This is a genomic window from Williamsia sp. MIQD14 (assembly GCF_051025635.1).
Taxonomy (GTDB): Bacteria; Actinomycetota; Actinomycetes; order Mycobacteriales; family Mycobacteriaceae; genus Williamsia_A.
Map to the genome: position 1 here is coordinate 26,005 of NZ_JBPFDG010000004.1, position 13,544 is coordinate 39,548.

Genomic DNA, 13,544 nt, shown 5'->3' on the forward strand with positions numbered 1-13,544 from the left:
CGACTGTCATGGCCGAGAGCATCGACGTCATCAGATCCCTCATCGGATTCGACACGACGAGCAGCCGGTCGAACCTCGACTGCCTCGACTTCGTGCACGACTATCTCGATGAACACGGCGTCTCGGCAACGGTGTTCCCGACCGATCCGCAGAAGGCCAATCTGATCGCGACGGTGCCGGGGCGGGATGGCGCGACCACCGGCGGGATCCTCCTGTCCGGACACGTCGACGTCGTGCCCGCGGCGCCGGCGGTGTGGACCGCAACTCCTTTTGATGCCTCGATCGCGGACGGGCGGATCATCGGACGCGGGGCCGCGGACATGAAAGCCTTCTGCGGGATCGTGGCAGCCTGGCTCACCCGGTTCGCACACGTCAGGCCGCGATGGCCTGTGCATTTCTTGCTGACCCACGACGAGGAGACGGGATGCGCAGGGGCACATGCCATTGCGCCGCACATCGAACAGTTGGCCCCGCGGGTCTGCGTGGTCGGCGAGCCGACGGGATGCGAGGTGGCGACAAGTCACCGTGGGTGCACACGATGGTCGACGACGGTGCGCGGCGTCGGCGCACACACCTCCGATCCGGCGCTGGGGGTCAACGCCGTACACGGTGCCGTCGCACTGCTGTCTGCGCTGACGTCGATCGCGCGAGAGAACGCCGACCGGGCCACGGTCACGGTGACGTCGATCAACGGCGGGACCGCAGAGAACGTTGTGCCTGACGCGTGCACCATGGCGATGGAACTCCGCTGCGACAGCTCCTCGGTCGAAAGCGAGATCGAGGCGATGGTGAGTCGGGCGGTCGCGTGCGTCGACACCGATCTGCGGGCTCAACACCCGCAAGCGGGCGCCGAGATCCACACGGTTGTGCGGGTCCCGCCGCTGACCGCAGCCGCGCCCGACCGATCGGACAGGGTGGTGTCGGAGCTGATCGCCGTGTTGTCGCCAGACGAGACCACGGCCGGGTCGGTTCGATACGGGACCGAAGCCGGGATCTTCCAGCGACTCGGAGTGCCCACCGTCCTGTGGGGGCCGGGCAGCATCGACCAGGCGCACACGGTCGACGAATACATCGAGATCGCGCAGATCGAGACGTGCGTCGCGGCCCTCGATCGTCTGTCGGCGTGGCTGGAGGCCTGACCGCGACCGGGACGATCGGTCTCGTGTCGGAGACAGGGGTAGCCCCGACGCGGGTTGACCGCATCACTCTCGGCGACTGCAGCGACGACGAGTCGCACCGGCGGTCCGGGAGGGAAGGATCGGTCGCCCGTGTGCGTTGTCCCCATGCCCAGCCACGACGGTGCGATGACGATTACCCCCGGCACGGGGAGAGTCGTAGGCTGGCTACTCGGTCGATGCGACCACGACATACGCGACACGGCACGTACCAAATGTCGGCGGAAGAGGTGAGGACATGGCGAAGGAGAAGGGCCGCAGGGCCATCGCGACCAACCGCAAGGCGCGCCACAACTACCTCATCATCGACACCTACGAGGCCGGTGTCGCACTGCTCGGCACCGAGGTGAAGAGCCTGCGTGAGGGCAAGGCATCGCTCGTCGACGCCTTCGCGACCATCGACAACGGTGAGGTGTGGCTGCGTGGCCTGCACATCGCCGAGTACGGCAACGGGTCGTGGACGAACCACGCGGTGCGCCGTAACCGCAAACTGCTCCTGCACCGCCGCGAGATCGACGGACTGACCGGGAAGATCCAGACCGGGAACCTCACCCTCGTGCCGCTGTCGATGTATTTCAACGACGGCAAGGTGAAGGTCGAACTCGCGCTCGCGCAGGGCAAGCAGGCCCACGACAAGCGACGCGCGATCGCCGAACGCACCGCCGCTCGCGAGGTCACCCGCGAACTCGGCCGCCGCGTGAAGGGCATGCCGGGTTAGAACGCGCGGCCCGGCCCGCGATGAAATCGGAATGAATTCGTCGGTGACGGTTGTTAGGATGAGATGTTCGCTGCGTCAGGAGCGGACACCTACGGGGCTGAACGGTTTCGACTTGGTTCATCTATGTAGGGGAAGCGTGTCGGTGCAGGCGAGAGACCACCGTGAGCGTCATCGCAACCAATTAAGCGCCGATTCCAATCAGCGCGACTACGCCCTCGCCGCCTGAGCGAGTGCTGGTCTGTCGGCCCGGGTGTGCTCCCGCCCCGGGTACCGGCATCATCAAGGGAGCTCACCGTCTGCGCTCGGTCGCGGAGTCGGACGGGACAACCAACAGCGACTGGGATCGTCATCTCGGCTTGTTCGCGGGACCGAGAGATCCGAGTAGAGGCGTAGCGAACTGCACACGGAGAAGCCCTACTGACATGACGAAGGACCCGGGTTCGATTCCCGGCAGCTCCACCGAACAGAACGGACCAGGACAGCAGTCCTGGTCCGTTCTGCATTTCCCGGCACACGTGCACCGAGATCGTCCGAACACAGGCCCACCTCGGGCACATTGCCGGAGGTGACCTCGCTGCCGGACGAAGTCCGTCGCCGTGCCTAGAGTTCCCTGGGTGATCACCGCCGCAACGGCCCCGGACGTGGCGCGACTGCGCTGGCAGTGGGCCCGGGAAACCGACCCGACGCTCGAACCCGTGGTCTCACCGGACTTCGTGAAGGCGGTCGCCGACTGGATGGCCGACCCGATCCGCTCGGTGTGGACCACCCGGATCGACGCCCCCGGCGGCCCCGACGTGGTGGGGATGGTGGCGCTCACCGAGTACACACGGATGCCGAGTCCGCAGTCGGGCGGTCGGTGGGGTTACCTCGGGCACCTCTACGTGGCACCGCACGCGCGGGGGTCGAGCCGCGGGGAAGGTCTGGTGAGGCACGTCGTGTCGACGGCCCGAGTGCGGGGATATCGCAAGGTGGTGCTGTCGCCGACCATCCCGTCGATCCCGCTGTACCGGCGGGCCGGGTTCGCACCGGCCGGCGGCGAGCTGATGATGCTCCACCTGGATTAGCGGTTCCGTCGCACCCACCGTGGAACCCCACGGCCCGCAGGTGCGGAATGTGCGTCCCCTCCGACGTGTTGGCACAACCATGGGGTTCGAGATTCGATCCCCGAGTTCCACGCACTAGGAGGACGCTTCATGACCTCGGTTCCGACCATTGCCCTCAACGACGGACGCAGCATCCCGCAGCTCGGGTTCGGTGTGTTCCAGATCGAGCCGGATGACACCGCGAAGGCCACCCGTCTCGCACTCGAGACCGGCTACCGCCACATCGACACGGCGCAGATGTACGGCAACGAGCAGCAGGTCGGCGAGGGCATGCGGGATTCGGGCATCGCTCGCGACGACATCTGGGTGACGACGAAGCTGAACAACGGTTTCCACCGTCCCGACGATGCGAAGCGCTCGTTCGACGAGAGCCTGTCCAAGCTCGGGCTCGACCACGTCGACTTGTTCCTCATCCACTGGCCGCTGCCGACGCAGTACGACGGCGACTTCGTCACCACGTGGAAGACCCTGATCGAGTTCCAGAAGGAGGGACGCGCGAAGTCGATCGGCGTCTCCAACTTCCAGCCCGCGCACCTCGACCGCCTCGCGGCCGAGACCGACGTCGTTCCCGCGGTGAACCAGATCGAGGTGCACCCGTACTTCGCCAACACCGAGGCACGGAGGTACGGCGCCGACCACAACATCGCGACCGAGGCATGGTCGCCGATCGCGCAGGGCAAGGTCCTCGACGACGAGACGATCAGCGCCATCGCCGACCGCGTCGGCAAGTCGACCGCGCAGGTCACGCTGGGGTGGCACCTGCAGCACGACAACATCGTGTTCCCGAAGTCGGTCACCGAGTCGCGGGTGAAGGACAACTTCGACATCTTCGACTTCGAGCTGACCGCCGACGACGTCGCGAAGCTCGACGGTCTCGACAAGGGTGAGGACGGCCGCACCGGCCCGAACCCCGACACGTTCGACTACATCCCGGACTGACCCATGCCCGACTGACCCATCTCGAACGACAGCGCCCCGACGTCACGACGTCGGGGCGCTGTTCTCGTTCAGACGAGCGGTGGTCAGCCGACGGTGCCGGGGTCGATCCGGTTGTGCAGCCAGGGCAGGGCCTCGGCGAACGACTGGGCGCCGAACGCCCAGGTGTGCGGCCCGACGGCATAGCGCTCGGAGGTGCTGATGCCCACCGACCGGGCGATGGCCGACAGTTCTCGCGCCGCCTCGGCCTGACTCGAGACAACCGCGCCGTCCTTGCTGCTGCGGTGGCCTTCGGAGCGGAACCACCCGGCGACGTCGGTGTAGCGGCCGTGGGCGCGCATGACCGTGGCCGGATCGAAGCGATCCCACGCCCGACTGTCTCCGCCGTAGAGAGCGTTGATGGTGCTCTGCTTGTCGCCGACGTTGGGCCCGATGTCGCCGGAGATGTCGACGAAGGTCGCGAACTTCTCGGGATGGCGCACCACGAGATCGATCGCGCAGGTCCCGCCCATAGACCATCCGACGACGGCCCAGTTCCGCGCGGCCGAGGCCGCCCCGAAATGCGAGATCACGTACGGGCGGACCTCGTCGGTGATGTGGGTGTCGACGTTGCCGCGCGGGCCGTCGACGCACTCGGTGTCGGTGGTGAGATTGCCGCTCGGGTCGACCAACACCAGGATCGGTGCGCGACCGCCGTGGTCGCGCGCGTAGGCATCGGAGATGGCGAGCGCGTCGCCGCTGCGCACCCAGTCCTGCGGGGTGTTCACCACACCGCCGATCATGATCACCGCGGGCAGGGGTGGGGGAGTCGCACCGGTGAACCAGGCCGGGGGCAGGTACACGTACTCGGTCCGCGGATGGAAATGGCTGACAGAACTCGGGGTGCGGATCGCGACGACCCGCCCGGTCTTCACCGTCTCCGGTTTGTTGCGGAAGGTGACGAGCTTGGCCACCGTCGTCTCGTTCGGCAGCGGCTGCGCGGTGAGGCCGGCGACCGCGCGATCGAGCGTGGGGTAGTAGCCCGACCACTGGTTGACCGACAGGGCCAGGCAGAACACGGCGAGCGGGATCGCGAAGGCCATCGACACGTGCTGCCACCACCGGCCCGAGCGGATGCCGATGATGGTCAACATCAGCACCGCCGAACCGACCACCGTCCACACCCAGAACAGCGTCGGGGCCGAATCCGGGGAGAGGCCGCGCGCGTCGAGGACGACATAGACGATGACCGCCACGACCGCGCCGACCGCGGCCGCGACCGGTACCCACAGCACGCGCCAGCGACGGGTCCGCCAACCGATGGCGGCGAGGACCACCGCCACGGTCACGACCTCGACGACGGTCGGGAACCAGCCCGACAGGAGGTGGATCACGATGCCGGAACTGTGCCCTGGGGGCGTGTACGACCACGCCAGGACACTCGTCACCTCGCCATTCGACGACGTACGGTCGGCACCGACCGTGAGAAGAGAACTCACCTGATGATGATGCAACCGTCAGCTGACCGGATGCTGTGAATCCGGGAAGGAAACGCCGCGATCGAGGTGGGGCTGATCACAGCCCGCCGCGGTCGTGACCGGCGAGGGCCTGCGACACGAAGTCGAGGGCGGTCCGCTGCCACCAGAACAGATGGTCGAGCATCGCGTGACCGCCGTCGGGAACCGGTATGAAGGTCGCGTCCAGCCCGCGTTCGCGGAGTTCGACGATGCCGCGCTCGGTGCGGTGCGGATAGGTGCGGGTGTCGGCGGTGCCGTGCATCGCGACCACCCGGACCCCGTCGTGGATCCGTCGCCAGTCGGCGAACTGCCACCACGGTGCCAACGCCAGCAGACCGTGGACCCGCTCGTCGTCGGCGAGCTGCGCGCCCACCCGGCCACCCATCGAATGTCCGATCAGATGGACGGGGACACCCGGATGGCGTTGCGTCATCCGCTCGAGCGCGGCGCGGGCGTAGGGCATGGGGCTGTTCTGCCCGCCGTTCCACCCGTAGACCCGGTAGCGCACCTGGTGCACCGCGACCCGGCGGCCGAACCGCGCGGCGACGGAGCCGGTGAAGGGATACATCCGCAGCGCCGACGGCGACCGCCACGACGAGGGCGCATAACTGATGTCGGTGCCTCCCGGCAGCACCAGGACGATCGCCTCCGGCGTCATCGCCGCCCCCCTCGTGTGCGCGCCGGCCGTGAACGGTCACAACCATCACCGGTTGTCGTTGGCCGGACAGTATCCGTGTGCCGACACTACCGAGTGGCGATCTTTGGCAGAATCCTCGCCAGCGCAGCTGTGTTCGCGCGCGGACGACGAGCGAAGGAACCAGACTCCCCATGGCGCACGAGCGGGCCGGCACACCGGCACTTCCCGAAGATCTCGTCGACATCGACGCGCTCGAGGACGCCTACTACTCGACGGTGCCCGATCCGGACGATCCGCTGCAGCAGGTCGTGTTCGGCACCTCAGGTCACCGTGGATCAAGTTTCGACGCCGCGTTCACCGAGTCGCACATCATCGCGACCACCGCGGCCATCGTCGACTACCGGCGCAGCGCGGGTATCGACGGCCCGCTGTTCATCGGACTCGACACCCACGCCCTGTCGCGGCCGGCGTGGCGCACCGCGATCGAGGTCCTCGTCGCGGCGGGGGTGACGGTGATGGTCGACGACCTCGACCGTTACACCCCGACGCCGGCGCTGAGCCACGCCATCATCGTGCACAACGCGGGCACCGGTCCGCGCGCCGACGGCATCGTGGTGACGCCGTCGCACAACCCGCCCCGCGACGGCGGGTTCAAGTACAACCCGCCCGACGGTGGACCGGCCGACTCCACGATCACCTCGCAGATCGCCGCCCGCGCGAACGAACTGCTGCGCTCGGGGGTGGGTGCCGTCGCACGAACGCCCTTCGAACGCGCGGTCGCGGGCGACCTGGTCGTGAAGTTCCCGTACAGCACCACCTACGTCGACAACCTCAAGAAGGTCGTCGACATGGATGCGATCCGGTCGGCGGGCGTACGGATCGGCGCCGACCCGCTCGGTGGCGCCTCGGTGGGGTACTGGGCCGAGATCGGTTTCATGTACAGCCTGGCCGAGTTGACGGTCGTCAACCCGACGGTCGACCCGCAGTTCGGTTTCATGACCCTCGACACCGACGGCAAGATCCGGATGGACTGTTCGTCGCCGAACGCGATGGCCTCGCTCATCGCCGTGCGGGACACCTACGACATCGCCACCGGTAACGACGCCGACGCCGACCGCCATGGCATCGTCACCCCCGATGGCGGGTTGATGAACCCGAACCACTTCCTGGCCGTGGCCATCGACTACCTGTTCACCCACCGCCCCGACTGGAACCCCTCCGCGGCGGTCGGCAAGACCCTGGTGAGTTCGTCGATGATCGACCGCGTCGTCGCGTCGATCGGTCGGCGCCTCGTGGAGGTGCCGGTCGGGTTCAAGTGGTTCGTCCCGGGACTCATCTCCGGTGACATCGCGTTCGGTGGTGAGGAGAGCGCCGGGGCCTCGTTCCTGCAGCGCGACGGCGGCGTGTGGTCGACCGACAAGGACGGCATCATCATGGCGCTGCTGGCCTCGGAGATCCTGGCGGTGACGGGGAAGACGCCCTCGCAGCGTTATGCCGAGATGGTCGAGGAGTTCGGCAGCCCCTCCTACGCGCGGATCGACGCGCCGGCGAGTCGCGCGCAGAAGGCCGTGCTCGCGGGGTTGTCGGCCTCGCAGGTGTCGGCGACGTCGCTCGCCGGTGAACCGATCACCGCGATCCTCACCGAGGCGCCCGGCAACGGCGCCGCGATCGGCGGACTGAAGGTCGTCACGGAGAACGCCTGGTTCGCCGCACGACCGTCGGGCACCGAGGACCTGTACAAGATCTACGCCGAATCCTTCACCGGTCCCGAGCATCTGGCCACCGTCCAGTCCGAGGCCCAGGCGCTCGTCGATTCGGTGCTGCAAGCCTGAGCGACGCACCGCACGACCCCGCGGCCGGGTACCGGTCGGCTGCGGGCGAGGACTCAGATTCCTCTCAGTCGGGGTTGTCTATCGTGTGGGCATGAGCAAGCCGAACCGGCCGCCGGTCAAGCGTGGGCCGAGCTACAAGCCCAGTGCGACCTCGAGCCGCAGCACATACCTGCTGGTCGCGGTCGCAGTGGTGGTGATCGCCGTGGTCGTCATCGGCGGGGTGATCTGGAACAGCCAGCGCGACAAGGGCAGTGCCGATCAGAACGTGCTCGCCCAGAACGCGAGCCTCATCATCGGACGGGCCGATGCGCCGCACACGATCGACGTCTTCGAGGACTTCCAGTGCCCGTACTGCAAGCAGTTCGAGGCGTCGTCGGGACAGGCCATGGTCGACGCCGCGAAGGCGGGGACCCTGCGGGTCCGTTACCACCTGCTCACCTTCCTCAACCGCAACTCCGGCTCGGGTGACTACTCGTCGCGGGCGGCAGGTGCGGCGCTCTGTGTGGCGCGCGCAGGCGATCAGGACACGTTCCTGAAGTACCACACCAAGCTCTACGACGAGCAGCCCGCCGAAGGTGGTGACGACCCCGACAACGCGGCCCTCGCCCAGAAGGCGGCCGCGGTGGGAGCCTCGACGCAGACCCAGCAGTGCATCGCGAACGGGTCGGCGGTACCGGAGGCGAACACCTCCGCCCAGCAGTCACTCACCCAGCTCAGCAAGGCCCTGGGCGGCCAGGCGGGCACACCGACGGTGCTCTCCGGCGGCCAGGCCGTCTCCGGCATCCTCGACGGTCCGCAGTGGGTGCAGCAGCTCGTCGGCGGGAAGTCGTAGAGCCCAGCGGGCACCCGGTCGTGCCGGGCGGGGATTTGGTCGCCCGACTCGCGATGGTGTAATTTCTCCACGGACGCAACGGCGATGGAAACGGTGCGTGTACACAACTGAACACGGGGCTATGGCGCAGCTGGTAGCGCACCACACTGGCAGTGTGGGGGTCAGGGGTTCGAGTCCCCTTAGCTCCACTTCCTCCGACGTGTCTTCGTCGGATTCACTCACCCGTCACCGCAGAGGATCAGCGGTTGACGGCGGCGTTCTCATCACTCTTCTGCGGATGCACTGACTCATCACCTGTTGAGAATCCGGACGCGATTTCGCGGGACGCTTGGTCATTCTCGACACATCGGCGACCGCACTGTCCACATCGACGACAACCGCTCGACAAAAAGGCCATCCGAATCGTCGCGAGACGATGTCGGATGGCCGATGTGCGCGACCCGGCGCTCGCCGTCGTGTCGCTGTCGCAGTGCGGTCAGTGCGCGGCTTCGAAGGCCTCGACGACCTCGATCGGGATGCGGCCGCGATTGCTGACCTCGTAGCCATTGCTGTTGGCCCAGTCGCGAATTGCCTGTGTCTGCTCTTTGGACCGTGCGGCACCACCGGTGGCGGTCGGACGCTTCAGCCCGCGCCGGCCGGCGACCGAACGCGACACCTCGGCGTACTTCTCCAGGGAATCGCGGAACTGCTGCGCATGCTTGGGGGATGTGTCGAATTCGTACTGGCGACCATCGAGCGACCACCGCACCGTTTCGAATTCGTCCAGAACCTTGCCGTCGATGTCGTCAATGAACTGAACTATCTGCTTCTTGGCCATGCTCGGGTGGATCCCTTCGAAGTTCTTCGGTCTGTCAGGCAAAAGATTAGATGACCACAATCATTTCGGCAATCAATTGCTTTTATCGCGCGTCGCCGATGATCGAGATGTCACTGCAGAAGTGTGCGAGAACCGCGGACAACAATTCATCGTCGCGCGTACGAATGGTACGAAGCGGATGAGAAAACTGGACTATTGCTCAGTTGTCCCGAATAGCGAAGCGGTCCCGTGGTGTGTCGCACGCGACTCCCCGGTGATGACTGCACACGACCATCGTCGGCTAGTGTGATGGGGAAAGCTTCGCCCGTCACCGGGCGACTTGCGTCGTAGAACGCTTCTTCACCGCCGATATCTCGGTGAGTCGATTCCTTCGTACGGCGAACGAGCGCGCACACCTGCGTGTTCGCCACTGACTTCATGTGCGCACCAGCGCACCGTTGCGCCGCCGTGGAGTCCACTGCCCGAAAGGCTTTTTGTGAGCAACACCGAATTCAGCACGCTCGGCGTGCCCGCCCCCATCGTCGCCGCGCTCGCGGCCGACGGGAAGACCACCGCATTCCCCATCCAGGTCGACACCCTCCCGGACACCCTCGCCGGCCGCGATGTCCTCGGCCGCGGCAAGACCGGCTCGGGCAAGACCCTCGCGTTCTCGATCCCGCTCGTCGCGCGGATCGCGGCCGACGGCACCGGTGGCACCCGTCGTCGCGGTCGCCCGCGCGCACTCGTGCTGGCCCCGACCCGCGAACTGGCGACGCAGATCTCGGCCGTCGTCGAGCCGCTCGCCGCCGTCTACGGCATGCGCGCGACCACGATCTTCGGCGGCATCAACCAGAAGCGACAGGTCGATGCCCTCAACGGCGGCGTGGACATCGTCGTCGCCTGCCCCGGTCGCCTCGAGGATCTCCTCGAGCAGCGGCACCTCACCCTCGACGAGGTCGAGCTGACCGTCATCGACGAGGCCGACCACATGGCCGATCTCGGCTTCCTGCCCGCGGTGGCGCGCATCCTGTCCAAGACACCGGCCAACGGACAGCGCCTGCTGTTCTCGGCGACCCTCGACAACGGGGTCGACAAGCTCGTCAAGCGCTTCATGCACAACCAGGTGATGCATTCGGTCGACGAGGCGAACTCGCCCGTCGCCGCGATGACCCACCACGTGTTCGAGGTCGCCGACACCGGCGCCAAGAACGACCTCGTGGAGGTGCTGGCGTCGGGTACCGGCCGCCGGATCCTGTTCATGCGCACCAAGCATCAGGCCAAGAAGCTCGCGAAGAAGCTCACCAGCGCCGGCATCCCGGCCGTCGACCTGCACGGGAACCTCTCACAGCCGCAGCGCGACCGGAACCTCGCCGCGTTCGGCGAGGGTTCGGTGAAGGTGCTCGTCGCCACCGACGTCGCCGCCCGCGGCGTGCACGTCGACGACGTCGAACTCGTCATCCACGTCGACCCGCCGGCCGAGCACAAGGCGTACCTGCACCGCTCGGGCCGCACCGCGCGCGCCGGCAACGCCGGTGACGTGGTCACCATCGCCCTGCCCGAACAGCGCGCCGACCTGCGTCGCCTGCTGAAGAAGGCCGCGATCGACGTCGCCCCGAGTCGCGTCACCGCATCCTCGGCCGCGGTCACCGACCTCGTGGGTGACATCGCCGAGCGCATCGCCCCGACCCCCGAGCCCATCCGCACCCAGGTCGCGGCCGGTCGCGGACGCCCCGGCGGTCCCCGTCAGGGCGGCGCACCGCGCAACGGTTCTCGTGGTGGTTCGGGTCGTCGCGGTGGCGGCGGTTCCTCGGCCGGTGGCCGCGGTCGCCGGTCGGCGTCATCGCACGGCGGCGGATCGGGCGCACGTCGCCCTGATCACGCCCGCACCGCCTGACCGACCACCTCGGTAGTACGCCGAACGCCCGGCCCCCATGAGGGTCCGGGCGTTCGGCGTCTGGGTGTGCGGTGACGTCAGGCGCTCGACGACGCCGCGATCAGTGCGATCAACACGATGACGAGGACGATGATCGTCAGCGCGATCGCGATCCACCCCAGGACGCGACCGGCCACGGCCATTCCGCGGCCCTCCTGCGACCCGTTGGCGGCGTCGATCTCCGCGATGGCCATGTTGCCGAGGATGACCGCCGGGATGCCGACGAACAGCAGGCACGTCAGGAACGACGCGATGCCGCAGACGAGTGCGGCGATCGCCTTGCCGTTGGTCGTCGCCGCGACCGGGGCCCCGTACGGGTTCAGGTACGCCGGTGCGCCGTTCCCCGCCTGCGGATACGGGGCCGCGCCGTACTGCGCTTGTTCATATGCGGGCTGTCCATACGGGGACTGATCGTAGGGCGGCTGACCGTACGAGGGCTGTCCATAGGTCGGATTTGGATCCGCGACGCCGGCATTCTGCGGATACCCGTATCCGGTGTCCGGGGGTGGGGGATAGCCGAATCCGGACTGAGCGCCGGCCGGGTCGTCGCGGCCGGGGTCGGATCGCTTGTCCAGCGACGGGCGGTAGGTGCTGTCGTCGGACCCGGGGTCGGAGGGCGGTTGTGTCATGTCGTCCTCCTCGGACGTCGTGGATGACGGTTTGCGGCGTCTGTGTGTGCTCTGGTGCCTGCGAGCATACGGCCGATGGCGTTTGTATCCTCGACCCTGTGAGCACGCAGAGGAACCGGCCCGTCCCGGTGGTCGTGGTCGCGGGATTCCTCGGCGCGGGTAAGACCACTCTTCTCAACCATGTGCTGCGCACCGCCTCGGGACGTCGAATCGGTGTGGTGGTCAACGACTTCGGCGCGGTGTCCATCGATGCCCTGTTGGTCGCCGGGGCAGTCGACGGCGCGGTCACGTTGGGCAACGGGTGCATCTGCTGCACGGTCGACGCCGACTCGCTCGAGACCGTCCTCGCGCAACTGGTGGCACCGTCGGCAGGCCTCGACGCAGTCGTCATCGAGGCGAGCGGACTCGCCGAACCGACGACGCTGGTGCGGATGGTGACCGCCGCCGCCGGCCACCGCATCGCCTACGGCGGACTGGTCTATCTGGTCGATGCCGAGCACATCGAGCAGACCCGGGCGCTTCACCCCGAGATGGATCGACACATCGCGATCGCCGACCTCGTCCTGGTCAACAAGTCCGACCGTGTCGCGACCGAGGTACTCGACGACGTGACGGCGTCGTTGCGTCACCTGAACCCGACCGCGGCACTGCACGTCACCGATCACGCCGCCGTCGACGCCGCCATGCTGTTCGATCCGATCGCCCCCGTCGCCGACACCGTTCCGCGCCAACTGGAGCTCGCCGATCTCCTCGACGACACCACGCACGACCACCGACACCTCCACGACGGCTACCAGTCCGTCGCGTTGACCGTCGACGCCCCGCTCGATCCCCGTCGGCTCGCGGCCTTCCTCGAGCGTCCGCCGGCCGGGACCTACCGGGTGAAGGGGGTGACGCACTTCGACGTCGCGGGTCATCGTGGCGCCTACTCGGTGCACGCGGTCGGAGGCCACGTGACCGTGGGCGACATGCCCGCCGACCACCCCCGGTCGACCGACCTGATCGTCATAGGGTCCGGGCTCGACGTCGATGCCGTGCGCCGTGAACTCGCGACGGTGATCCGCGGGGACGAGGCGGTCGACCGGCAGTCGATGCTCGCCGTGACCCGCTATCGCACGCCGCGTCGGCGGGCCTCGTGAGTTCCACGGACGGGGGACCGGACCTCGAGCAGGCCATTCGTGACCTGCTCGACCGGCGGGCGGTCACCTCGTCGATCTGCCCGTCCGACGTCGCCCGCGCGGTGCGACCCGACGACTGGCGGCCGCTGATGGAACCGGTCCGGCAGGCGGCCGCGCGGCTCACCGAGGCGGGCGAGGTGCAGATCACCCAGCGTGGTGAGGTCGTCGACCCGACGACGGCACGCGGTCCGATCCGCATCCGCCGACCACGCGACTGACGCCGACCGCTCGGCGCGATCAACGATCGTGCATCGTCTCGGTCACGTCCGGGCAACGAAA

13 protein-coding genes, 1 tRNA gene and 1 other RNA gene are annotated in these 13,544 nt (G+C 67.7%); 11 read left to right on the forward strand and 4 right to left on the reverse strand.

Annotated elements, in window-relative coordinates:
- Positions 1-8 precede the first annotated feature (8 nt).
- The 5 genes from ACQ7HM_RS14680 (at position 9) to ACQ7HM_RS14700 (ending at position 3,935) form a co-directional block, all read left to right on the forward strand.
- Positions 9-1,139, forward strand: a complete 1,131-nt coding sequence (locus tag ACQ7HM_RS14680; protein ID WP_434216996.1) for a M20/M25/M40 family metallo-hydrolase — start codon at positions 9-11, stop codon at positions 1,137-1,139.
- Positions 1,140-1,413: 274 nt separating this feature from the next.
- Positions 1,414-1,893, forward strand: coding sequence for an SsrA-binding protein SmpB (smpB, locus tag ACQ7HM_RS14685; protein ID WP_434216997.1), 480 nt, complete (start codon positions 1,414-1,416; stop codon positions 1,891-1,893).
- Positions 1,894-1,986: 93 nt separating this feature from the next.
- Positions 1,987-2,355, forward strand: a transfer-messenger RNA (tmRNA) gene (gene ssrA, locus ACQ7HM_RS14690).
- 152 nt (positions 2,356-2,507) lie between these two features.
- A complete protein-coding gene (locus ACQ7HM_RS14695; protein ID WP_434216998.1) occupies positions 2,508-2,957 on the forward strand; it encodes a GNAT family N-acetyltransferase in 450 nt (149 codons plus the stop codon).
- Between the two features lie 129 nt (positions 2,958-3,086).
- Positions 3,087-3,935 carry an aldo/keto reductase gene (locus ACQ7HM_RS14700; protein WP_434216999.1) on the forward strand — a complete coding sequence of 283 codons (849 nt, stop codon included), beginning with the start codon at positions 3,087-3,089 and terminating at the stop codon, positions 3,933-3,935.
- 83 nt (positions 3,936-4,018) lie between these two features.
- On the opposite strand, the gene ACQ7HM_RS14705 is transcribed toward ACQ7HM_RS14700, so the two are convergent.
- On the reverse strand, positions 4,019-5,410 hold the full coding sequence (locus tag ACQ7HM_RS14705) for an alpha/beta hydrolase (protein WP_434217000.1): 1,392 nt from the start codon (positions 5,408-5,410) through the stop codon (positions 4,019-4,021).
- 76 nt (positions 5,411-5,486) lie between these two features.
- Positions 5,487-6,086, reverse strand: a complete 600-nt coding sequence (locus ACQ7HM_RS14710) for an alpha/beta hydrolase (protein ID WP_434217001.1) — start codon at positions 6,084-6,086, stop codon at positions 5,487-5,489.
- Between the two features lie 170 nt (positions 6,087-6,256).
- Here ACQ7HM_RS14710 and pgm point away from each other — a divergent pair, with 170 nt between their 5' ends.
- From pgm to ACQ7HM_RS14725, 3 genes are all read left to right on the forward strand, one after another.
- The gene (gene pgm / locus ACQ7HM_RS14715) at positions 6,257-7,897 is read left to right on the forward strand and encodes a phosphoglucomutase (alpha-D-glucose-1,6-bisphosphate-dependent) (RefSeq protein ID WP_434217002.1); all 1,641 of its coding nucleotides are present in this window, start codon (positions 6,257-6,259) and stop codon (positions 7,895-7,897) included.
- 91 nt (positions 7,898-7,988) lie between these two features.
- A complete protein-coding gene (locus ACQ7HM_RS14720; protein WP_434217003.1) occupies positions 7,989-8,729 on the forward strand; it encodes a DsbA family protein in 741 nt (246 codons plus the stop codon).
- 115 nt (positions 8,730-8,844) lie between these two features.
- Positions 8,845-8,917 (forward strand) — tRNA-Ala (locus tag ACQ7HM_RS14725).
- Positions 8,918-9,204: 287 nt separating this feature from the next.
- Here ACQ7HM_RS14725 and ACQ7HM_RS14730 read toward each other — a convergent pair.
- Entirely contained in the window at positions 9,205-9,546 is a 342-nt protein-coding gene (locus ACQ7HM_RS14730; protein WP_434217004.1) for a histone-like nucleoid-structuring protein Lsr2, read from the reverse strand.
- Between the two features lie 475 nt (positions 9,547-10,021).
- On the opposite strand from ACQ7HM_RS14730, the gene ACQ7HM_RS14735 reads away from it, so the two are divergent.
- Positions 10,022-11,419: a DEAD/DEAH box helicase gene (locus ACQ7HM_RS14735; RefSeq protein ID WP_434217005.1), complete on the forward strand. Its 1,398-nt coding sequence runs from the start codon at positions 10,022-10,024 to the stop codon at positions 11,417-11,419.
- A 77-nt stretch (positions 11,420-11,496) separates the two neighbouring features.
- Here the strand turns inward: ACQ7HM_RS14735 and ACQ7HM_RS14740 are convergent, their stop codons facing one another.
- Complete coding sequence (locus ACQ7HM_RS14740; protein WP_434217006.1) at positions 11,497-12,087, reverse strand: DUF4190 domain-containing protein; 591 nt, start codon at positions 12,085-12,087, stop codon at positions 11,497-11,499.
- A 98-nt stretch (positions 12,088-12,185) separates the two neighbouring features.
- Here ACQ7HM_RS14740 and ACQ7HM_RS14745 point away from each other — a divergent pair, with 98 nt between their 5' ends.
- Together ACQ7HM_RS14745 and ACQ7HM_RS14750 are read left to right on the forward strand one after the other, a co-directional pair.
- The gene (locus ACQ7HM_RS14745; RefSeq protein WP_434217007.1) at positions 12,186-13,226 is read left to right on the forward strand and encodes a CobW family GTP-binding protein; all 1,041 of its coding nucleotides are present in this window, start codon (positions 12,186-12,188) and stop codon (positions 13,224-13,226) included.
- Positions 13,223-13,483 carry a DUF3253 domain-containing protein gene (locus ACQ7HM_RS14750; protein WP_434217008.1) on the forward strand — a complete coding sequence of 87 codons (261 nt, stop codon included), beginning with the start codon at positions 13,223-13,225 and terminating at the stop codon, positions 13,481-13,483. Before ACQ7HM_RS14745 ends, ACQ7HM_RS14750 begins: the two co-directional genes overlap by 4 nt.
- Positions 13,484-13,544 lie beyond the last annotated feature (61 nt).